Source organism: Candidatus Paralachnospira sp. LCP21S3_A2 (assembly GCF_052118925.1).
Lineage (GTDB): Bacteria > Bacillota > Clostridia > Lachnospirales > Lachnospiraceae > Lientehia.
The window spans coordinates 96623-117656 of the sequence record NZ_JBQKGG010000007.1; the positions used below are offsets into that span (position 1 = coordinate 96623).

Consider the following 21034-nt stretch of genomic DNA (forward strand, 5'->3'; position numbering starts at 1 on the left):
AGGTTATTAAAATTTAACGTCTTCTTTTGCGATGAAGTTTTCGGACCGTGTTACCGTTGCGGGCGGTGCGGGATCCAGCTTCTGATCCGCGATTCCGAGAATATCCTCCGGACGGATCCATGCACGGTTCTGAAGTGCACTGGTCTCCTCATGAGTCAGATAGCCCTTGTACGTTGTCAGGCTTCTTCTTAAGAAACCGTCTCTTCTGCATGCTTCCGCCACGCCGTTGTTCATGATGCTGCGGAAATGAGGAAGCACCGATGCCGCATAAGCCACGGAGGTGGAGTTTGCGATGGCGCCGGGAATGTTGCTTACACAGTAATGAACCACGCCCTCTTCAATGTATCGGGGATCCTCATGAGTTGTCTCATGGAAGGTCTCGATCACGCCGACATCGTTGCTGATATCAACGATAACAGAGCCCTTTGCCATGCTGCGGACCATTTCCCGGTCGATGAGATGATCGGTACGGTTCTTCGGCCACTTTACACAGTTGAGCACCATGTCAGTCTCCGGCAGCAGCTTGGCAATATTCTCCTTGGTGGAGATCATAGTGTTGACACGCTCCTGATACTGACGGCTCAGGGTTCTCAGCGTACCAATGTTGATATCCATCACGGTCACCCATGCGCCCAGTGCATACAGCACAGACAGAGCAGCCTGTCCAACCACGCCGCCGCCAAGGATCAGCACCTTCATGCCGGGTGCTCCGCCGAGACCGCTCACGAATTTACCCTTGCCTCCGTTGATGGAAAGCATGGATTCCAGACCCATGAGTGCGCCCTGCTTTCCGGCTGCCTCGCAGTTAGGGGAGCCGTAGCGGTGGGAATCCTCTGCAGTAAACGCGATCACCTTCTTGTCCAGAAGTGCCTGAACCTCCTCGGGATGAGCCGCCGGATGAATACAGGTGAACACGATCTGATTTTCCCGGAGCATATCAAACTCACAGGGCTCAAACTCCTTAACCTTTGCGAGAAGATCACTTCTCTTATACATTTCCTCGGCAGTATCCACAAGCTCTGCGCCCATGGCTACATACTCCTCGTCCTCGAATCCGGCCTTTTCGCCGGCGCCCTTCTGGACAAGCACCTGATGGCCGTCTGCAACAACCGAAGCAACCTCAGAGGGGGTTGCAATCACGCGGTATTCGCCGTTTTTAATGTCCTTCAGTACACCAAATACCATTTCTTTTTCCTCCTGAATAAAATAAAAACGGACCCTGCGCGCAGGATCCTTCATTTACGGCCGCAAAGCCTTTGCTCCGCCGCCACAAGCTCGTTTTTATCCTTCGCCGCGCATATACAGCACTCTTTTACCGACTGGCTGTTCTGTTTCGGTAAAAACAGTCCTGCACTTCTTCAATGCAGGCCCAAGCAGGCTCGCTGCTTTCGGCGGATCACCCTTTTGCCTTCGCTACTCATGTCCTCCGCGCCTCTGAATATGCCTTATTTATTCTACTCTAGCTGTTCTGGATTGTCAACTGTTGTTTCGCGGGCGGCGCGGATAATCCATGCTGGCCGGATCTGGCATATTGACTGCGAAGGGGACGTCCCGAACCCCGGCACTAATATTACCTGTTTAATATCGCATTTCTTCGCGGCTCCACCCAGGCCAGCCAGAGGCAACTTTGGATTGTGCCGATTGGCTGGCCTGGGTGGAGCCGCATAAAGTACAAATATTGATCAGGATTGGGGACGTTCCCGCAGCAGCACCAGACTGAACCAGACTACCACATTCCCGCCCTCAATAAATTCGATCCCGCACTGCTCCGCCATGTTTGTTACCAGGATTCCGTAGCTTTCCACACAGGGAAACATTTTATCCGGATGACGGCAGGGGGCATCCGGATAGGCGCACTTCTTACAGATGGCACAGGACTCTGTCGAAAGCGTCAGAGTCTCAAAGCCTGCCGCCTCAAACTGATCCCGGACGGTTCTGGTGATTTCTTCATGATCGGCCCGATAAGTAAGGGTCTGTTCCAGATTTCCGATGTCCGGAACCTCGCACATGGTTGTAAACAGGAACACATCGGTATATTCCATGCACCGGGCATGGCACTCCTCCACGGTTCCCACCGCCGGCGGGCAGGCCCAGGTCGTCCCGTATCTGGGACACTCGGTTTCACATACATAGCGGACCCGGTCGGAAAATACAATCTGCTCCGGCTTTAAAAATTCATATTGTACGATCGGCAGCCCAGCCAGCTGCTCCTCGATTTCTGCTTTTTTCTCTGCGCTTATCATACTGTACCTTTTCTGTCCGGCTCTACCGGATCACAACCTGTTTTGCTTCTTTTCTCGGCGCAGTCCGGAAATAGCGGACCGCCGGATAACCAATAAGCATACAGATGGAAAGATCCCGATCTCCCAGTTCCAGCCATTCCCGCAGTACCGGAGACCGGTTGATGATCCTGGTTAAATAACCGCTGTACAACACGCCGCAGCCCTCACAGACTGCCATTATCTCCATGTTTGCCGCCGCCAGTCCGGCGTCCAGCTCCGATTGTCCCTGGATTGCCAGCAGCACTGGCGCACCAAAAAACAGAGAATCCTTTCCGTCCGCCGCGTGCGCTTTCGAAAATTCCAAAAACCGTGCAGCCATGGCAGGCGCCTCTTTTTCAAACAGCGGAATCACACCGGGAAGCTCCTCCCACAGTGTTTCCTTTAATTCATCAAGCTCCTTCTGCACCCAGATCAACCGGTTATCCTGGCGGTTCGCCGCCGTTGCCGTATACCGGCCGGTCTCCAAAATCCGGTCTCTCGCCTCGTCCGAAACCATGGTTTTCTGAAACTGCCGGATACTTCTCCGGAATTTCACCGCATGAAGAAACTGCCCCGGTTCCACCGTAAAGGTCTCCGGATCATATTCTTCCGTTTCCCCCATGGCACAGCCGGAAAGACTGACCGCATTCTTCGGACAGACTGCCACACAGTGACCGCAGAGAATGCACCGTTCTCCCGCAGTCACAGTACCTCCCTCCAGCTTCAGATTTGCCATAAGACAGTCTTTTACACATGCGCCACAGCCGATGCAGCGGCTCAGATCGATCGTTATCATGATTTACTCCTCTCCGCTTCCATCTCTTCGATGTACGCCGCGATGCTCTTCATATGCTCCTCCATACAGGCTCTTGCCTCCTCCGGCTGATGGGATACAATGGCGGCTACCAGACGGCGGTGCTGTTCATCCACATCGGCACTGGAATTTTTCTTTTTCATGATATGGGCGCGGATTCCGGTGATCATATTTTCAATGAGCTGGTTGGAAGCACTGATGACACTGAAAATCATAGGATTTCCGGCGATCTGGCCGATCCGGATATGAAGATCTCGGTCCAGATTGGCGCGCATTTTCTCGTCATCGGACGCATCCAGCTTCGCCAGGATCAGCTGAAGCTCTGCCGCCTCTACCTCACTGCAGTTTTCCGCAGCCAGACAGGCCGTCTCCCGCTCCAGGGCGGCACGCAGCTGCTGGGTCTGGCGGGCGCTGCTGTTTTTCAGACGGAACAAGGTAGAGAGTGGGCGGATCAGACAGTTGTCCAGATCCTCGGAAATATAATTGGCGCCGCCCCGTACCGAGGTGACAACTCCCATAAATTCCAGTGAGCGGAGTGCCTCCCGCACCAGCGGTCTCGATACACCGAGAAGCTGGGCCATGGTACGCTCCGACGGAAGCGCATCTCCCTTTTTCAGTGTCCCGTTCCGGATCTTTTCAATGATCTGATCCAGGATCTCATCAACGGCCCGTTCACCTGTTATTTTACTGAACATCTCAAGCTCCATCCTGCTTCTCCGTTTTCCCTGATTTTTCTTCCTGTGCATATCTGCAGATATCGGCAAGACAGCACCGCTCACAGTGAGGTGTTGTCCGCGCCGTACAGACTTCTCTTCCGTGGTTCACCAGCCGGTGGCAGAAATCGCTGCCCTTTTCCGGCGGAATGATCTTCCACAATGCCATTTCTACTTTTTTAGGATCCTTGATCCCGTCCACCAGGCCGATGCGGTTACAGAGACGGATACAGTGGGTATCGGTGACGATGGCCGGCTTTCCGAACACATCACCCATGATCAGATTTGCACTCTTTCTCCCCACCCCGGGCAGCTTTAAGAGGGCCTCAAAATCCTCCGGCACCTTTCCGCCATAGTCCTCCTTCAGCATCCGCATGCAGGCACTGATATCCCGCGCCTTGCTCTTTCCCAGCCCGCAGGGACGGACGATTCTTTCAATCTCCTCCGGAGACGCTGCCGCCAGGGCATCCACGTCGGGAAACTTCTTATATAAGTCTTCCACTACCACATTGACCCGCGCATCGGTACACTGCGCTGCCAGCCGGACGCTTACCAGAAGCTTCCAGGCTTCGTTATAGTCCAGCGTACAGTCTGCATCGGGATATTCCTTTTCCAGCCGCCTGATCACCTCAATGGCAAGTTCCTGTTTCGTCATGGCTTTGTCTCCTTTGTAAAATGTCAGGGTGCCGATCCGTTATGGCCCCATATCAAACGGGAAGTACAGACCGAAGAGGTAATCTATCCGGATCTGCGCTTCCCGCTTTCTTACGATTTCTGCCTTCTTTTGAAGGTTTATTTAACCGCCTTCAGACGTGTCAGTGCTCTGCGCAGTGCCATTTCGGCTCTGGCAATATCCACATTCTCAGCATGTCCCTGAATCCGGCTCTCGGCACGCTCTTTTGCAGCCTCTGCCCGGTTCACATCAATCTCGTCGGGCCACTCCGCGGCCTCGGCAAGCACGGTTACTTTATCCTTCATAATCTCTGCAAATCCGCCGTGGAGCGCCGCTTTTTTCGTCTCGCCGCCGCCAAGATGGATCGTCAGAACTCCGGGGTAGAGGATACAGGTGGTGGGAACATGCTCCTTATAGATGCCGAGCTGTCCCTCCTTGGTATTCATCTCCACCATCACAGCCTTTTCCCGACAGAATACTCTGTCCGGAGTGATCACTTCCAGATCAAATACTTTTTCTTCCGCCACCTGAACACCCCCTTATTTTACGCGGGCCAGTACATCGTCGATATTTCCCGCATTAAGGAAGTAGCTCTCCGGAATATCATCGTATTTGCCTTCGATGATCTCCTTGAAGCCCTGAATGGTTTCCGATACCGGTACATACCGTCCCTCCAGTCCGGTGAACTGGCCGGCCACGAAGAAGGGCTGGGACAGGAATCTCTGTACCTTTCTTGCTCTCGATACGACCAGCTTCTCCTCCTCGGAAAGCTCATCCATACCAAGGATTGCAATGATATCCTGTAATTCCTTATACTTCTGAAGGATCTCCTGAACACTTCTTGCCACCTTGTAATGCTCCTCGCCGACGATCCGAGGATCCAGAATTCTGGAGGTGGATTCCAGAGGATCCACAGCCGGATAAATACCCAGCTCCACGATGGAACGGGAAAGCACGGTAGTCGCATCCAGATGAGCGAAGGTTGTTGCAGGCGCAGGGTCAGTCAGGTCATCGGCAGGCACATAAACCGCCTGTACCGAAGTAATGGATCCGTTCTTTGTGGATGTGATACGCTCCTGGAGCGCACCCATCTCCGTCTGAAGGGTGGGCTGATAGCCTACCGCGGAGGGCATACGTCCTAACAGTGCGGATACCTCAGAACCAGCCTGGGTAAAACGGAAGATATTGTCGATGAAAAGCAGCACATCCTTGCCGCCCTTATCACGGAAATACTCCGCCATGGTAAGGCCCGTCAGGCCGACTCTCATTCTCGCTCCCGGCGGCTCATTCATCTGTCCGAATACCATGGTGGTCTTATTGATAACACCGGATTCCGTCATTTCATGGTACAGATCGTTACCCTCACGGGTACGCTCACCTACACCGGTGAAAACAGAATAACCGCCGTGCTCTGTGGCAATGTTTCGGATCAGCTCCTGGATCAGTACGGTCTTTCCTACTCCGGCACCGCCGAAGAGACCGATCTTTCCACCCTTCTGATAAGGGCAGAGCAGATCAACGACCTTGATTCCAGTTTCGAGCATTTCCGTATTGGTAGCCTGCTCCTCAAAGGAGGGTGCCTTCCGGTGGATCGGAAGATGTTCCTCAGTCTTGGGAGCTTCTTTATTATCAATGGGCTCACCCAGGACATTGAAAATCCTGCCCAGGGTATTCTCCCCAACGGGAACGGTGATGGGAGCGCCGGTTGCGACTGCCTCCATGCCGCGGACAAGTCCGTCCGTGGGGCCCATGGCGATACATCTTACGGTGTCGTCACCCAGGTGCTGGGAAACCTCCACAACCAGGTCGGTTCCGTCGTTTCTGTGAACGCGGACAGCCTCGTTGATCTCGGGGAGCTTTCCTTCACTGAACTTGATGTCCAGAACGGCACTGATGATCTGGGTGATTCTGCCGATATTGGTCTCTGCCATTCTTTGCTCACTCCTTTATAATTTTTTCCTTGCGCCTTTGTTAATCCAGCGCATCTGCACCTGCAATGATCTCCGTCAGCTCCTGGGTAATGGAAGACTGTCTTGCACGGTTGTACTGGAGGGAAAGCTTGTCGATCATCTCCTCCGCATTGCTGGTCGCAGAATCCATGGCCTGCATTCTGGCTCCGTTTTCGCTGGCGATTGATTCCAGCATACCGCCATAAATCAGGTTGTATACATAGCCGGGGATCAGGGCATCCAGAACCTCGTCCTCATCTCCGTCAAAATTCATCGGGCAGTCTCCGTCGGCCTTTGTCTGGCCGGACTGGATCTCCTCATCCGAAAGCTCTATGGGAAGAAGCTTGATCAGCTTCGGTTCATGGCTCACCGTATTTTTAAAGGAGGTGTAGGCAAGATAGATCTCTCCCACTTCGCCCTTTTTATAGGCCTCCAGAACCTGCTTTCCGATGGCGGCTGCGTCTGCATAGGACGGCTCCTCGATCACATCGGAATAATCCTCCGTCAGGGCAAAGCCACGGTGGGTCAGGGCATCCTTTCCCTTCCTGCCAATGGCATAAAGACTTGCTCTCTCCGGACGGATCCCTCCCATGACAGCCTTCACGATATTGGAATTATAGCCGCCTGCCAGACCTCTGTTGGAGGTAATGGCAATGACCGCCTGTTTTTCCGAGGCGCCCTTGATGAGATAAGGGTGGCGCAGGTTCTGAGTATGGGCCAGAATGGAGCACACGGTCGCATAGGTCACATCAAAGTACGGGCGGGTATTTTCCGCCTTGGCTCTGGACTTCTGCAACTTCACCGTAGACACCAGCTTCATGGCATTGGTGATCTGCTGGGTGCTCTGGATACTGGCCTTTCTTCTCTTGATTTCGCGCATTGTCGCCATAGGATCACCTCAAATCAAACTGTCCCTTAAACTCGGTAACAGCATCGGTCAGCTTCTTCGTCAGCTCATCGGAAAGCTCTTTCTTTGTACGGATCTCTTCGGGGATTTCCGGATACTTGGTATCAATGAATGCAAAGAGCTCTTTCTCAAACCGCTGTACCGCATCAACCGGAATGTCCAGCAGGAACTTTCTTGTTGCCGCGAAAATAATGATAACCTGGTACTCAACGCCCATGGGCTGATACTGAGGCTGCTTTAAGATCTCACGGATCCGCTCGCCCTGTGCCAGCTTCTCCTTCGTATCTGCATCCAGCTCGGAACCGAACTGAGAGAACGCTGCCAGCTCACGGAACTGTGCCAGCTCTACACGGATCGGAGCGGAAATCTTCTTAATTGCCTTGATCTGTGCAGCGCCGCCAACTCGTGATACGGAAAGTCCGGCGTTGATGGCAGGACGGAAGCCGGCGTTGAACATTTCGGTTTCCAGATAGATCTGCCCGTCTGTAATGGAAATTACATTGGTCGGAATATAGGCAGAAACATCGCCTGCCTGCGTCTCGATGATGGGAAGCGCCGTTAAAGAACCGCCGCCCAGCTCATCCGACAGCTTTGCCGCACGCTCAAGCAGTCTGGAATGAAGATAAAAAACATCTCCGGGGTATGCCTCACGTCCCGGCGGTCTGCGGAGAAGTAAGGAAAGTGTACGGTAAGCGGTTGCATGCTTGGACAAGTCATCATATACCACCAGTACGTCTTTTCCCTGTTCCATCCACTCTTCGCCGATGGCGCAGCCCGAATAAGGGGCAATATACTGAAGAGGAGCCAGTTCGCTGGCAGTTGCCGCAACGACCGTTGTATATTCCATCGCCCGGTATTCCTCCAGGGTTCTCACGATGCTCGCAACGGTAGAAGCCTTCTGGCCGATGGCAACATAAATACAGTTGACTCCCTTTCCCTTCTGATTGATGATTGTATCGATGGCAAGAGCCGTCTTTCCGGTCTGTCTGTCACCGATGATCAGTTCTCTCTGTCCTCTTCCGATGGGCACCATGGCATCGATCGCCTTGATACCGGTCTGAAGGGGAGTATCTACGGATTTTCTTGAAATAACACCGGGCGCCACACGCTCGATCTGGCGGAATCTGTCCGTATGGATCGGTCCCTTTCCGTCAATAGGCTGTCCCAGGGCATTGACTACACGCCCCAGCATGGCGTCTCCGACGGGAACCTCAACTACTCTTCCGGTAGTCTTTACGGTATCACCTTCGGAAATATTTCTCTGGTCACCCAGAAGAACAGCTCCGACATTGTCCTCCTCCAGGTTCAGGACCATGCCGTATACGTCTCCGGGAAATTCCAGAAGCTCTCCCTGCATTGCTTTTTCAAGGCCGTGAATACGCGCGATGCCGTCCGCAACCTGGATCACCGTGCCCACATCGGACACCTCCAGCCGGGAAGCATATCTCTCAATCTGCTCTTTGATCACAGAGCTGATCTCTTCCGGTCTTAAATTCATGGAGCTTTCGCACCTTCTTTCTATGATAGTCAGGCGAGCTGTATTTTCATGAGCTCACGCTTCATCTCATACAGCTTTGTCTTAATGCTGCTGTCTACGACCCGGTCACCGATGCGGATCATCAGTCCGCCGATCAGGCTTTCATCCACGGAGAAGGTCATCTCAATGGATTCATATTCCGTTGTCTCCAGCAGCCGCTTCTCGATCTGCTTCTTCTGGTCCTCCGAAAGCTCAGACGCCGAGGTGACAGACGCTTTTCCGATATGCTTGTATTCCTTTACCCGGTCAATAAACCAGTTAAGAATCGCCGGAAGCTCACTCTCACGGTCCTTTTCAATGACGACCCGCAGGAAGCCTGTCATTTCGGATGACACGTTTCCCTCGAATACAGATTCCATAACCTTTAACTTTTCTTCTTTGATAATATTCGGGTGATGAAGCAGTTTTAACAGATCCGGATTTTCGTCAAAAATCCTGTTCACAAATGCTGCTTCCTCAAAGAGCCCGTCCACCTTTCCGGTGTCCAGGGCGGTCTCAAACAATGCGTCGCCGTATATTTTTGAAATCAGCTTTGCCATGTTTCCTCACCTATTTCCTTTAACGTCCTGTCGATCAGCTCACTCTGTGTCTTCTCATTCATGGACGCTGCGACCGCCTTGCCTGCCATCATGGATGCAATGGCGATCATCTCCTGCTTCATCTCGTCAAGAGCCTTCTTCTTCTCCAGCTCTGCCTCACGGCCCGCCTGCTCGATGATCCGTGCGGACTCGGCCTTGGCCTCCTCGATGATCTCCTCCTGGCGCTTCGCCGCCTTCTTTCTCGCATCGGAAAGAATGGCTTCGGCCTCCTTATCGACCGTTTTTAACTTTGCTTCGTATTCGGTCTTTAAGCCGGCTGCCGTTTTCTGATCCGCAGCAGCGCTTTCCAGTTCATCTTTGATCTTTTCGGTACGCTTTTCCAGCATACTCCGAACCGGGTTGAAGAGCAGATAGGATAAGGCAAAAAACAGGATAAAGATATTGATCCCGAGAAAAATCGCATCATGGATCAGCTGGGGATCCAGCCCGAGGATCTTTTCATAATCTCCGCTGGCGATCAGCATGTTTCCTGCTGCCATTATGGTTCCCAATGTTCTGCCTCCTTTCGCAATATACAGTTTCTGTTATTAGAAAGGCTTTACGAACATCAGAATGATCGCAACGACCAGACCGTACAGACCGGTGGTCTCGGCAACTGCCTGTCCAAGAAGCATCGTAGATCTGATATCATTCAGCGCACCGGGGTTGCGTCCAACGGCTGCTGCCGCATGTCCAGCTGCAATACCCTGGCCGACACCAGGTCCGATGCCGGCGATCATAGCAAGACCTGCACCAATAGCTGAGCAAGCATAAATTAAATCCTGTCCTGAAATTCCCATAGTAAATCCTCCTTCATGTCTTGTTGATTCTCATAACCTTCCGGGTCCCGTTTTCTACATCTTATCATCCACATAAACCATAGTCAGCATGCAGAATACATAGGTCTGGATACAGCCGGAAAACAGATCCAGATACGCGTGCAGAAACGCCGGAATACCCAGCTTTGCAATTACCAGCGGTATGATTCCATACCACAATGCCATTATGATGGTTCCAACCAGCATATTGGCAAACAGACGCAATGACAATGATATCGGTGTTGCGATCTCGCCGATCAGATTGATCGGGAAAAACAGCGGAATCGGCTCAAACAGGCTCTTGACAAGGCCGAAGCCCTGGCACTTGATCCCGTTGTACTGGATCATGAAAAACGTGATCAGACCCAAGCCAAGTGTGACACCATAATCCGCGGTCGGCCCCCGAAGGCCCAGCAGACCGGACAGATTACAGATCAGGATAAACAAAAACAGCGTTCCCAGATAATTCAGGAATTTTTTCGGCTGTTTCATATTTGTTTTGACCATTTTGTCCAGCATCTCCACAATGGTCTCCGCCACATTCTGGAATCCGGTGGGAACTTCCTTCGCCTTTTTCATGCAGCGATTGACTGCAAAGGCAAAGATTAAAAGCACCACGGTCACAATGATCAAGGAGACATGGGTCGTCGTCAGCCAGAACGTATGTCCGAACAGCTGGTAGCTCACCAGTCCGTGAATCACGAAATCCGCTTCACATAAAATCATTCTCATGCTCTCACCCCTTTCTCGTTGAAGTAGGTTGTGCATCTATCTTTCAGCCTCGGGATCCTTTTTCCCGAAACGGCAGAAAGCCTTATGAATAAGTGGCCATACATACACCCCAAGCTTCAGGGTAAACAGGCCTGCCAGGATCGCCAGCATGTGAAACCAGCCGGATCTCCAGGCCAGAATAAAAATTACCGCACTGGCGGCCACCCGGATGATCCAGGCACGCATGGCATGGTTTTTCGCAGCCCTTTCCTCCATCAATTCCAGGGAGGTTTCCAGGGTTATGCTCATATGAAGAAAATAAGCTGCCGCCATGGCGGTTCCGAGAAGAAAGCCGGGAAGAACCCCGTCTCGAAGCCCCCAGAAGATCAGCACCACGACGGTTCCGACGATTCCCCAGAGCAGAATCCCAAGAAGAACCTCCTTCACCACCCGGTCTGTATGTCTAAGCATCCCGTTTCTCTCCTTTTTCCGTCTTGTCCTTTTCCCCGCGCGTTTCGCTTCGCAGCTCCTGCTCCAGCGTTTCCTCTTCTCCCGGCGTCACAAATTTTTTCGCCATGAGATAGGCGCTTCTCGCACCCGCCAGGACTCCCAGGATCAGCCAGATCAGGGTCGTATGAATGGAAAACTTATGATCCATCCAGATTCCGACCGCCACGCAAAGGACAACCGGAGTTACCATGGTAATACCAAGCTGGCTCACCAGGCCCAGCGCCTTGACCAGCTCTCTGTGATTTTTTTTCATGGTTTCACCATTCCAATGATTATAGCACCATCAAAATTTCGGTTCAATGGGCAAATTATGACAATTGCCATACCAATTTGATATACTGGTTATACCTGTACATTCAAGCTTCTGCCCGAGCGCTGATACCGGACGATCTCAATTCCAGCCGACCGAAGCATCCGCTTGGATGCACGCACGGCCGCTGTATCTGCATACTTATCATCTGCATAAATAATCGTTTTAATACCACTCTGGATAATGGCCTTCGCACATTCGTTACAGGGAAACAGCGTCACATAGATCTTGCTTCCCTCCAGGCTGCCGCCGCGATAATTCAGAATGGCATTGAGCTCGCTGTGGGTGCTGTAAAAATACTTTGTTTCATAGGGGTCTGCGCCCTCCCGCTCCCAGGGGAACTCATCATCAGGGCAGCCCTTGGGGAAGCCGTTGTAGCCCATGGAAAGGATCTTGTTATCCTGGCTCACGATACAGGCGCCCACCTGGGTCCCCGGATCCTTGGAACGCATAGCGGAAAGCTCTGCCACGCCCATGAAATACTCGTCCCACGAAATATAATCCTGTCGTTTTCCAGACATACTGCCTCCGGAGGACTCAGTCCTCGATCTGTGCGATTCTTCTCTTATGGCGTTCCTCGCCGGAGAAGGGTGTATTTAAAAAGGTATCAATGATCTTGATCGCCAGTCCGGGGCCGACTACGCGTGCTCCCATGGCAACGATGTTTGCATCATTATGAAGTCTTGTCGCTTCCGCAGAGAAGCAGTCGGAGCAGAGCGCCGCCCGGATTCCCTTAAACTTATTTGCGGTAATGGAGATTCCGATTCCGGTACCGCAGATCAGGATTCCCTTTTCACATTCACCGCTCTGAATGGCTTTCGCCACCAGCTTTGCATAAACCGGATAATCCACGGCCTCGGTGCTGTAGCAGCCGAAGTCCTTATATTCCAGTCCGTTTTTCTCCAGATAAGCGATCACTTCCTGCTTTAATTCATAACCGCCGTGATCACAGCCAAGTGCTATCATGTCTCTACTCCTCCTTAAAAATAATTTCTGCCGCAACCTTTACCAAAAGGTCTATATGCTCATAACAGGCTCCGTAGTCGGCCAGACTGCCGCCCATGGGCTCTGTGATATCGCCCTCCTGCCCGGTGAATTCCCGAAGGGTAAACACATTGGGATTCTCCGGAAACAATTCCTTCACCTGCTGTTTTTCCGCGCGGGTCATGGTTAAGATCACCGTTCCGGGGATCAGATCCTCGCGGGTTAAAGGCCTTGCCGCTTCATCAAGAAGCTCCAGCTGATGGCTTTTTAAGATCGCCACTGCTTTCTGGTTAATGGGCTCCGGGAACAGAACCACCAGGCCTCTGGAAGCTACCTGGATCTCCCGTCCTCCGCGAACACCCTCAAATACTGCCGCCGCCATGTTGCTGAGACAGGTATTGGCCGTACAGACAAATAAAACCTTTTTTACCCTGCCCATCTCCTCACTCCCGACATTCTATAATCCGATGACCTGCCGCCTTAGTCAGTCGGTTCATGATCGCGCCGCTTAAGGGACTGTCATCAAAGCTCTCCGAAAAGATACAGTCCACGGCCTCCTCATCAAAGGCCCGGAGCACATCATATAAATTATGGGCAATGGTCTCCGGCTGCGTTCTTGTTCCGATGATCTTCTTCACCGGGGCCTCATAAAGCCCAGCAGACTCCTCGGTACAGATCACTCCGGCCCTCTTTCCCTCTGCGGCCGCCGTCCGGAGCGCCTCGTTTATGGCTCTTGCCGCCGCAGGAACGCCTCCGCGGTAAATCGTCAGCTCTGCCTTCGGCGCATAATGGCGATATTTCATGCCCGGTGCCTTCGGATGAACCCCCGGCGCCATCTGTCCCAGGCTCGCCCGGTCAAGCGCCACCCCGCCAATAACCTGTTCCAGCATTTCTTTTGTAATATACCCCGGCCGTAGGATCGTCGGCGTATCCTCAGACACATCAATAATGGTCGACTCCAGACCGATTCCCACCTCGCCGCCATCTACGATCATATCGATCTTTCCATCCATGTCCTCAACCACATGGGAGGCCTTCGTGGGACTGGGCCGTCCGGAGGTGTTGGCACTGGGAGCCGCAATGGGCGTTCCCGCCGCCTTTATCACTGCCCGCGCCACCGGGTGGCTGGGCATCCGTACCGCCACGGTATCAAGACCGCCGGTCGTTCCGTAAGGAACGAGGTCACTTTTCTGAAAGATCATGGTCATGGGCCCGGGCCAGAACGCCTCTGCCAGCGCTTTTGCTGTCTCCGGGATCGCCCGCACCAGCGGCACCAGCTCTTCCATGGATGTAATATGAAGGATCAACGGGTTATCCGACGGACGTCCCTTGGCCGCATAAATCCGCTTTGCCGCCGTCTCGTTTAAGCCGTCTGCGCCAAGCCCGTAAACGGTTTCCGTCGGGAACGCCACCAGACCGCCCTCCGCCAGAATCCTTCCGGCTTCCTCCGCCGCAGCATTATTGATATTGTTTTCATCGATTTGTATAATTTTTGTTTTCATCATAATTTCTAGTATAACATTTTGGAGAGAAAATGAAAAGGAGATATTTTCGTGATGAAAGGAGATTTTGAGAAAGAAGCTGTATTTTTTCCAAGACTTTTAATGCTATATCCGGAGCAGCAGACGCCTGTATATTATTCTCCCCAGAAATCAGGATTTTCCTGTGTTCGCAGCGGAATCCGAAAAAGCTTCCAGAGGAAGTTTTCCCGTTCATCATAAATATCTGTCACATATACGGTATCGTTCTCCAGTCTGTAAAATACATAGTTTCGTCCTGTATGGAGACAGCGATACGGTGTCGGAACTCCCAGCAGTGCCTCCACAGACACTCCCTTTCTCGGCTGATCCTGGAGACCTCTGATTCCACCGGTAATCCTGGATATAACTTTTATGGCCGTTTCCTGTCCGTACATTCCAGTGATCTGTCGCTTTAATTCGGACAGTTTATCTCTGGCATTTGGAGAATATTTTAATTTATAGGTCAAATTCACCCTACCCCCAGTTCTTTTTCCAGCTCATCGGCATCGATCCAGCCCTCGGCTTCGGCTCTTTCTTCTGCTTTCTGTAATTTCAGAAGAAGCGCATAAGCTGCTTTACAGCGATCCAGTTCGTCAATTTCTTCCATCGTAAGAATCCCATATTCACCATGGCCGTTTCTTGTCAGGTATACCCGGCTTGTGCTATCGACTTCTTTTAATACATCGGTATAATTTCTCAGATCGGAAATTGGTTTTATATTTGGCATATTCATTCCTCCTTTCCTTTATTGTACTCCCCATTTCCATAAACAGCAACAAATTCACGTGTGAATTTATCAGCATATTTTCTTTTATTCCCCTGCTGCCTCCCCCAGATACTCCAGTATCCCCTTCGCCAGTGCTTCTGCCACCTGATCCTGATACGCTTCGTCGGACAGCTTCTGTTCTTCGTCCGGATTGCTCAGAAACCCGCACTCGGCGATGACAATGGGGCATTTGACATGAATGAGAAGATAGTAGGAGGTATTTTCCTTGATCCGGCGGTTCTTCTCCCGGCTGATGGTATCGTTGAACACGGTCTGGAGCGCCTCTGCCAGCTTTTTCCCTTCTGCGGAGCTTTTGTAATAAAAAACCTGGGAGCCGCGGACAGACGGATCGCTGTAGCTGTTCTGATGGATACTTACGGCAAAGGCCGCTCCGCTTTCGTTGATGATCCGGCAGCGTTCTTCCAGATCCGAGAGCTTTTGGTTTTTCGCGGAGGCATCGGAAAGCCCCTGATCTGTCTCTCTCGTGAGTATCACGGTGATTCCGTTCTTCTCCAGAAGCGCCTTCGTTTTACAGGTAATAGAACGATTGATATCCTTTTCCTTCGTCCCGGAAACACCGATCTTCCCCGGATCGGAACCGCCGTGCCCCGCATCCAGCACAACAACCGTCTGCGAAGCTCTGCTGTTTCCGGTTTCTCCGCGGTTTTCCGCCTCCTGTTCTCTTCCGTTTTCCACAGGAATGCCGTTTGTCTGTTTTCCGGCCATCTCCCAGACGGGAAACGGGCCGGTGAAGGCGAACACTGCCAGTAAAAGCAGAATTCCCATCAGCAGTTCCATATGCCGCTTCATAAAAAAAGTCCCCCAAATGCTTCGTTTTTTCATCATATGCCGAAGCGTTTGGGGGGTATGACAGCCTACTGCCAGTCTGCGGGATAAACAAAGTATGCATATCTCGTCTTCGCAGGTGTCTGGAAATGGATATGGGAATCCTTCGGAATATAAATAATATCTCCGGGATTTCCGGTCACCACACGGCCGTCGATCTCGATCTCCAGCACGCCATCAATTACCATATCATATTCATCATAGGTCAGAGTCCACTCAAAGCTTGTATGATCCAGCTCCATGATGCCGCAGCCCATTCTGGGGGCTTCTTCCAGTGTCACCACATCCTTCAGCGCCACGCCGTCCTGTTTGAACGGCTCACACTTCACGGTATCCGTCCTGATCTTAATGATTCCGCTGGGATCCTTCTGTTTTTCAAAGCTCTCTTTTGCGGGGCCTGCCTGCGCGGACTCCTCAAGAACCTTCTGAATGACCTGCTGGATCAGCTCTTCACTTACATTCATGTCATTCTCCTTTCTGCCTGTTTCGATCTGTTTCTGTCTGTTTTTATCTGTTTCTGTCTGTTTACGCCTCTTCCCTGCCGTCCTTATCCTCTTTTTCGACAACCGCCTCTACCTTGGAGAGCAGCTTGGGGGAAAGAAGGTTTGCAAGAAGCAGTGCGGTGATACCTGCCACCAGCTTGCCGACGATAACCGGGAAAATCATTTCAGAGTTTACACCTGCGGTAAATCCAAGATGATCACCGAATACGAATGCCGCACTTACTGCAAATGCCACGTTGAGCAGCTTGCCCTTCGCATTCATCTGATCCATGATGTTGAACATAGCGATGTTATTTGCCAGGGTTGCGACAAGACCGGCAGAGCCATTCTCGTCCATGCCAAACCTTCTTCCCAGTGCGTTCAGTGCTTTTCCGAAGGTTCTTGTGATCCACAGTACCATGGGGAATGCGCCGATCAGGACAATGGCAATCTGTCCGCAGGTTAAAAGTCCGGACTCCAACGGGATTGTTCCGGCTGCGTCAGGCTCTACCATAAGATTGAATAACGGAAGCTTGATTTTGGTCTGATACTCAAATACTGCGATCATGGTAAGAATCGTAATTACCACCGTAACACCGGTACCGAATTTATTGAAGCCGTTAATCATCTTTCCGGGCTTGAACCAGAGGCCGAGAACAATAAGACCCGCAATAATGATAACCGGAATCAGGTTTACAAGGATTGTCCCCATACCGATCTTGTACTGGGTCATGTTCATGACAAGACCTCCGACGATACAGCCGATGGGAATCGTGATCATACCGGCAAGAACACCTGCACCGAGATACGGCCGGTCTTTCTTTTTAATGATCGACAGCGCAACGGGAATGGTAAATACCAGGGTCGGTCCCATCATGGTTCCGAGAATCAGGCCGGCATAGTTTCCGACTGCCTGATTGGAAGCAAGCTCCATGGCCAGCGGATAACCGCCCATGTCGCATGCCAGCAATGTCGTTGCAAACATGGAGGGATCAGCGCCCAGCAGCTCATAGATTGGAACGATAATCGGCTTTAAGATAATCGCCAAAACCGGTGCTGCTGCCACAACGCCTGCCATTGCCAGCGCCAGAGGCCCCATGGCATTAAATCCCTCTTCAAACTTTTCACCATATCCGTGTTTGTTTCCACGGATCTTGTCAATCGCACCTACGATCATAAAAATCATCATAATAAACATGATGACTGAATTGATGGAAAGATTAGAAATCCACTCCTTCAAGCTCCCTGTCAGGACATCCATGTTTGTAAGATTATCAAGCAATTCCTGAAACATATTCCTCCTCCTGTCTCTGTTATTTTTATACGTCCACGATCTCCTGATTGTCTACGATCCCCACGATGGTAGCGTCAACCGGAATATCCATGCTTCCGGCTGCGCCACGCGCAGAGCTTCCGCCGACATAAAGCACCTTTTCTCCGACACCGGCCCCGATGATATCGGCAGCCACGATAGGCGTCTCAATGGGTGCTTCATTCAGGAGATTGATAGGCTGAACCACCAGGAGCTTCAGGCCTGCAAGTTTCTCTTCCTTCCTTGTTGCCCAGATATTTCCAATCACTTTTCCTGTTTTCATGGTTCTCCGCCCTTTCTCTCATTTTCCGCTGCAATCGTACTTATGCCGATCCTGCCTTTACCAGTCATTCCTATCTCTCCGGTTCCAGGACACAGTTCATGGCAATCCCGGCCGGAGTCACAAGGAACGGATTCTCCGGTTTGATTGTCCGGATTCCGGTTTCCTTTTCAATAATCTTCTCAATGCCGGTCAAACAGCAGGTTCCGCCGCACAGGTAGATCGTATCCACATCCTTTCCGCTTACATAGCGGCGAATGATCGAAGCAATCTTTTCCGCGACCGGCTTCAGCACCGGAAGAATTTCCTTATGCCGGCTGTAATCCTGCTTAATCTGCTCCGCCTCTTCAAAGGGAATATGGTAATTGCCAGCCAGTACCAGGGAGAGGTGCGTTCCCCCGGTGGGTTCGTCCTCTACCTGTACCACTCTTCCGTCATGAATCACCGCAAGCCCCGTCGTTCCGCCGCCCACATCAACAATCACGCCGTTGTCGATCTTGTAGACCGCGTTGGCGGAAGAAGGCTCATCGAGGACTGCCGTAACCTCAAACCCCGCTCCCTCTGCCACATACTGATGGGTCTTTATGCTGCTCTCCGTACCGGCGGGCATGGCAATGGCGCACTCGACAAGCTCCTGCCCCAGCCGTTCTTCCAGCTTTTCCTTCAGCTCTTTTACAATCCTCAGCGCGCCGGAATAATCGACCACCACACCGTCCCGCAGAACTCTGGCCGCCTGCTTCTCACAGGCTACCGGACGATTTTCTTCGTCCAGAACTACTAAAACGATGTAGGCAGTTCCCAGATCCAGTCCGGTCTTTAACCTGCCCTTATGGGGAAAGGTCTTTGTTTCGGACTCTCCTACCTGTTTCATGAATGCTTCCACTGCTTTGATATCCATAGTAACTCCCCTTGTCTGTTTCTTAATGGCGGATAATCTGTCCCAGTGTAAACCCGCTTACCTCCGCTGCATTCGCCTCGTCAAAATCCACATGCATCTTAAATGTAAACCTGTCGCTGACACGAATGATCACATCCTCAAACACCACCGGCCGGTCTGTCAGAACCCGGACGCTTACCCGCTCCTTGTCTGCCAGTCCCAGTCGTTTTGCGGTCTCCTCAGGAACATGAATGTGGTTGTGGGCGATGATGGTTCCCTCCGAAATCTCGATGGTCCCCTCCGGTCCCACGATCGTCATGGGTGCGGAGCCTTTTACATCCCCCGATTCCCGGATGGGAGCCTTTACGCCAAGTGCCACACAGTCGCTCCTGGAAAGCTCCACCTGAGTTGCTTTCCTCACCGGTCCAAGAACGGCCACACGGGTCTTTTCTCCCTTCGGTCCGCGGATCGTTACCCGTTCCTCACTGAGAAACTGTCCCGGCTGGGAAAGCGGACGCTTCGGATGAAGCTTTGCCCCTTTCCCAAACAGGCGCTCCAGATCCTCCTGTGTCAGATGAACATGTCTTGCCGAAACCTCAACCTCAACAAGACCGGCATCTGTCAGCGCATCCAGAACCTTTTCTATGAGCTGTTTCATGCTTTATACCTCTTTAATCTGTTTTGTATTCGCCTGCCAGATACTTGCACATCAGGATATGCATGGCACTGGACATTCGGTTCAGCTCCTCGATAATATCCTCCCTGGTATAACTCTTTCCTTCATGGAAGGCGGTCGCCGCTGCCACCTCGGTCTCACGCACCGCGCTCCGAAGCTGGTTTAACAGGGCATATGCCTTTCCCAGGGTATGATCCGGAAGAAGCATCTGCTTAACCTTATAATACTTCATCGGATTGTGAGAATGCTCCCGCAGCTCCTTATGGCTGAGACCGATCATGTAATCTCGCCGGAACGGCTCGTCCAGGACATCACAGCGCATGATCTCACGGATACTTGCCAGAACGTCCTGAAGATCATCTACCAGCGTCTTCGGCTCACCCATCTCCTCCAGGATCGTCTGGTTGACGATGAACAGGCTTTCCAGACTGTCCAGTTTTCCACGGAAATAGATCCGCCTGTGATCCTTTACTACAAGATAATTTCCAAAAAGCTGAGTCATATGCTCCGGCTTCTCAAAATAATACGCCCCGGTCTCAAAATCCTGGTATTTCGGCTTTACCGGTATAGCTCCATCAGACGTTTCGCTGTTCACAGGCTGCTCACGCTTCGAAGCATCGGCCGGTTCCTCCACCGCCTTCTCTACGGGTGCAGGAGCGGCTGCCCTTTTCCTTCCGTCAAGGATTTTCACCTTACACTGCTGAAGATATTCTCTGGCGGCAGGCGATAAGATCTTTCCCTCCGGAATCGTATACGTTTCCGGAATCTCCGCCCGCAGTTCATTGCGGAGTACTGCTTCTGTAATCACCTTCATGATCCTTCACTGCCTCCTTCTCTTCGTTTTTGCGGTTCCATAAATCATAATCATGTTTCAGCACCCAGCTCGATTTCGCTGTGCAGAATGATTACCGGTTCAGAGAAGGCAGGATTGCCTCAACCTCCTCATGAGGTCTGGGAATCACATGAATCGATACCAGCTCGCCTACGCGCTCTGCTGCCGCTGCGCCTGCATCAGTCGCTGCCTTTACCGCACCTACGTCTCCTCTTACCATAACGGTTACAAGTCCGCCTCCTACGTGCTCCTTCCCGATCAGCGTTACGTTTGCTGCCTTTACCATTGCATCTGCTGCCTCGATGGAAGCAACAAGTCCTTTTGTTTCGATCATTCCAAGTGCCTGCTGTGCTGCCATATCTGTTTCCTCCTTCATAATTCTTACAGTTCCGGTCTGGTTTCTTATCGTGCTCGCTTTATCAGCATCCGTTTCCATGAATCCCAGTCGATTCTTATTCTCGGTTCAGAGAAGGCAGGATCGCCTCAACCTCCTCATGAGGTCTGGGGATCACATGAATCGATATCAGCTCACCTACGCGCTCTGCTGCCGCTGCGCCTGCATCGGTTGCTGCCTTTACCGCACCTACGTCTCCTCTTACCATAACGGTTACAAGTCCGCCTCCTACGTGCTCCTTCCCGATCAGCGTTACGTTTGCTGCCTTTACCATTGCATCTGCT

Annotated in this window: 30 protein-coding genes and 1 riboswitch; all 30 genes read right to left on the reverse strand. The window is 51.9% G+C overall.

Going from position 1 to position 21034, the window contains the following annotated elements:
- Positions 1-6 precede the first annotated feature (6 nt).
- Positions 7-1185 carry an alanine dehydrogenase gene (locus ACTQ3K_RS07280; RefSeq protein ID WP_441566623.1) on the reverse strand — a complete coding sequence of 393 codons (1179 nt, stop codon included), beginning with the start codon at positions 1183-1185 and terminating at the stop codon, positions 7-9.
- A 109-nt stretch (positions 1186-1294) separates the two neighbouring features.
- A riboswitch (Lysine riboswitch) is annotated at positions 1295-1445 on the reverse strand.
- 237 nt (positions 1446-1682) lie between these two features.
- Entirely contained in the window at positions 1683-2243 is a 561-nt protein-coding gene (locus ACTQ3K_RS07285) for a DUF2284 domain-containing protein (RefSeq protein ID WP_441566625.1), read from the reverse strand.
- Positions 2244-2265: 22 nt separating this feature from the next.
- On the reverse strand, positions 2266-3057 hold the full coding sequence (locus ACTQ3K_RS07290) for a nitroreductase family protein (protein WP_441566627.1): 792 nt from the start codon (positions 3055-3057) through the stop codon (positions 2266-2268).
- Positions 3054-3782 carry a FadR/GntR family transcriptional regulator gene (locus tag ACTQ3K_RS07295; RefSeq protein WP_441566629.1) on the reverse strand — a complete coding sequence of 243 codons (729 nt, stop codon included), beginning with the start codon at positions 3780-3782 and terminating at the stop codon, positions 3054-3056. Before ACTQ3K_RS07295 ends, ACTQ3K_RS07290 begins: the two co-directional genes overlap by 4 nt.
- Entirely contained in the window at positions 3772-4443 is a 672-nt protein-coding gene (locus ACTQ3K_RS07300; protein ID WP_441566630.1) for an endonuclease III domain-containing protein, read from the reverse strand. Before ACTQ3K_RS07300 ends, ACTQ3K_RS07295 begins: the two co-directional genes overlap by 11 nt.
- 137 nt (positions 4444-4580) lie before the next feature.
- The gene (gene atpC, locus ACTQ3K_RS07305; protein WP_441566632.1) at positions 4581-4988 is read right to left on the reverse strand and encodes an ATP synthase F1 subunit epsilon; all 408 of its coding nucleotides are present in this window, start codon (positions 4986-4988) and stop codon (positions 4581-4583) included.
- Between the two features lie 12 nt (positions 4989-5000).
- Positions 5001-6392 carry a F0F1 ATP synthase subunit beta gene (gene atpD, locus ACTQ3K_RS07310; RefSeq protein WP_441566634.1) on the reverse strand — a complete coding sequence of 464 codons (1392 nt, stop codon included), beginning with the start codon at positions 6390-6392 and terminating at the stop codon, positions 5001-5003.
- Between the two features lie 40 nt (positions 6393-6432).
- Positions 6433-7299: an ATP synthase F1 subunit gamma gene (atpG, locus tag ACTQ3K_RS07315; RefSeq protein WP_441566636.1), complete on the reverse strand. Its 867-nt coding sequence runs from the start codon at positions 7297-7299 to the stop codon at positions 6433-6435.
- Between the two features lie 4 nt (positions 7300-7303).
- Positions 7304-8815 (reverse strand): F0F1 ATP synthase subunit alpha, encoded by a 1512-nt coding sequence (gene atpA / locus ACTQ3K_RS07320; protein ID WP_441566638.1) that lies wholly within the window; start codon positions 8813-8815, stop codon positions 7304-7306.
- Positions 8816-8844: 29 nt separating this feature from the next.
- Complete coding sequence (locus tag ACTQ3K_RS07325) at positions 8845-9393, reverse strand: F0F1 ATP synthase subunit delta (protein ID WP_441566640.1); 549 nt, start codon at positions 9391-9393, stop codon at positions 8845-8847.
- Entirely contained in the window at positions 9381-9944 is a 564-nt protein-coding gene (gene atpF / locus ACTQ3K_RS07330; protein WP_441566642.1) for a F0F1 ATP synthase subunit B, read from the reverse strand. Before atpF ends, ACTQ3K_RS07325 begins: the two co-directional genes overlap by 13 nt.
- A gap of 36 nt (positions 9945-9980) precedes the next feature.
- Positions 9981-10232, reverse strand: coding sequence for an ATP synthase F0 subunit C (gene atpE, locus ACTQ3K_RS07335; RefSeq protein WP_441566644.1), 252 nt, complete (start codon positions 10230-10232; stop codon positions 9981-9983).
- Between the two features lie 54 nt (positions 10233-10286).
- Positions 10287-10982 carry a F0F1 ATP synthase subunit A gene (gene atpB, locus ACTQ3K_RS07340; RefSeq protein ID WP_441566646.1) on the reverse strand — a complete coding sequence of 232 codons (696 nt, stop codon included), beginning with the start codon at positions 10980-10982 and terminating at the stop codon, positions 10287-10289.
- A 36-nt stretch (positions 10983-11018) separates the two neighbouring features.
- Complete coding sequence (locus tag ACTQ3K_RS07345) at positions 11019-11432, reverse strand: ATP synthase subunit I (protein ID WP_441566648.1); 414 nt, start codon at positions 11430-11432, stop codon at positions 11019-11021.
- Positions 11425-11724, reverse strand: a complete 300-nt coding sequence (locus tag ACTQ3K_RS07350; RefSeq protein ID WP_441566649.1) for an AtpZ/AtpI family protein — start codon at positions 11722-11724, stop codon at positions 11425-11427. Before ACTQ3K_RS07350 ends, ACTQ3K_RS07345 begins: the two co-directional genes overlap by 8 nt.
- An 89-nt stretch (positions 11725-11813) precedes the next feature.
- Positions 11814-12302, reverse strand: coding sequence for a deoxycytidylate deaminase (locus ACTQ3K_RS07355; RefSeq protein WP_441566651.1), 489 nt, complete (start codon positions 12300-12302; stop codon positions 11814-11816).
- 16 nt (positions 12303-12318) lie between these two features.
- On the reverse strand, positions 12319-12747 hold the full coding sequence (gene rpiB, locus ACTQ3K_RS07360) for a ribose 5-phosphate isomerase B (RefSeq protein WP_441566652.1): 429 nt from the start codon (positions 12745-12747) through the stop codon (positions 12319-12321).
- Between the two features lie 4 nt (positions 12748-12751).
- Entirely contained in the window at positions 12752-13204 is a 453-nt protein-coding gene (locus ACTQ3K_RS07365) for an arsenate reductase/protein-tyrosine-phosphatase family protein (RefSeq protein ID WP_441566654.1), read from the reverse strand.
- 4 nt (positions 13205-13208) lie between these two features.
- Positions 13209-14267: an L-threonylcarbamoyladenylate synthase gene (locus tag ACTQ3K_RS07370; protein ID WP_441566684.1), complete on the reverse strand. Its 1059-nt coding sequence runs from the start codon at positions 14265-14267 to the stop codon at positions 13209-13211.
- 134 nt (positions 14268-14401) lie between these two features.
- Positions 14402-14752, reverse strand: coding sequence for a type II toxin-antitoxin system RelE/ParE family toxin (locus ACTQ3K_RS07375; protein ID WP_441566656.1), 351 nt, complete (start codon positions 14750-14752; stop codon positions 14402-14404).
- A gap of 2 nt (positions 14753-14754) precedes the next feature.
- Positions 14755-15012 carry a prevent-host-death protein gene (locus tag ACTQ3K_RS07380; RefSeq protein WP_441566658.1) on the reverse strand — a complete coding sequence of 86 codons (258 nt, stop codon included), beginning with the start codon at positions 15010-15012 and terminating at the stop codon, positions 14755-14757.
- 84 nt (positions 15013-15096) lie between these two features.
- The gene (locus ACTQ3K_RS07385; RefSeq protein ID WP_441566660.1) at positions 15097-15861 is read right to left on the reverse strand and encodes an N-acetylmuramoyl-L-alanine amidase family protein; all 765 of its coding nucleotides are present in this window, start codon (positions 15859-15861) and stop codon (positions 15097-15099) included.
- A gap of 65 nt (positions 15862-15926) precedes the next feature.
- Positions 15927-16361, reverse strand: coding sequence for a cupin domain-containing protein (locus ACTQ3K_RS07390; protein WP_441566662.1), 435 nt, complete (start codon positions 16359-16361; stop codon positions 15927-15929).
- Between the two features lie 61 nt (positions 16362-16422).
- The gene (locus ACTQ3K_RS07395) at positions 16423-17673 is read right to left on the reverse strand and encodes an ethanolamine utilization protein EutH (RefSeq protein ID WP_441566664.1); all 1251 of its coding nucleotides are present in this window, start codon (positions 17671-17673) and stop codon (positions 16423-16425) included.
- A gap of 25 nt (positions 17674-17698) precedes the next feature.
- Positions 17699-17974 (reverse strand): EutN/CcmL family microcompartment protein, encoded by a 276-nt coding sequence (locus ACTQ3K_RS07400; RefSeq protein ID WP_441566665.1) that lies wholly within the window; start codon positions 17972-17974, stop codon positions 17699-17701.
- A gap of 70 nt (positions 17975-18044) precedes the next feature.
- Positions 18045-18869, reverse strand: a complete 825-nt coding sequence (gene eutJ, locus ACTQ3K_RS07405; protein WP_441566667.1) for an ethanolamine utilization protein EutJ — start codon at positions 18867-18869, stop codon at positions 18045-18047.
- Between the two features lie 22 nt (positions 18870-18891).
- On the reverse strand, positions 18892-19506 hold the full coding sequence (pduL, locus tag ACTQ3K_RS07410) for a phosphate propanoyltransferase (RefSeq protein ID WP_441566669.1): 615 nt from the start codon (positions 19504-19506) through the stop codon (positions 18892-18894).
- A 13-nt stretch (positions 19507-19519) separates the two neighbouring features.
- Positions 19520-20338, reverse strand: coding sequence for an ATP-binding protein (locus tag ACTQ3K_RS07415; RefSeq protein ID WP_441566670.1), 819 nt, complete (start codon positions 20336-20338; stop codon positions 19520-19522).
- A gap of 91 nt (positions 20339-20429) precedes the next feature.
- The gene (gene eutM / locus ACTQ3K_RS07420) at positions 20430-20714 is read right to left on the reverse strand and encodes an ethanolamine utilization microcompartment protein EutM (protein ID WP_441566672.1); all 285 of its coding nucleotides are present in this window, start codon (positions 20712-20714) and stop codon (positions 20430-20432) included.
- A gap of 94 nt (positions 20715-20808) precedes the next feature.
- Positions 20809-21034: BMC domain-containing protein (locus ACTQ3K_RS07425; protein ID WP_441566674.1), on the reverse strand; the 226-nt coding region annotated here is incomplete at its 5' end.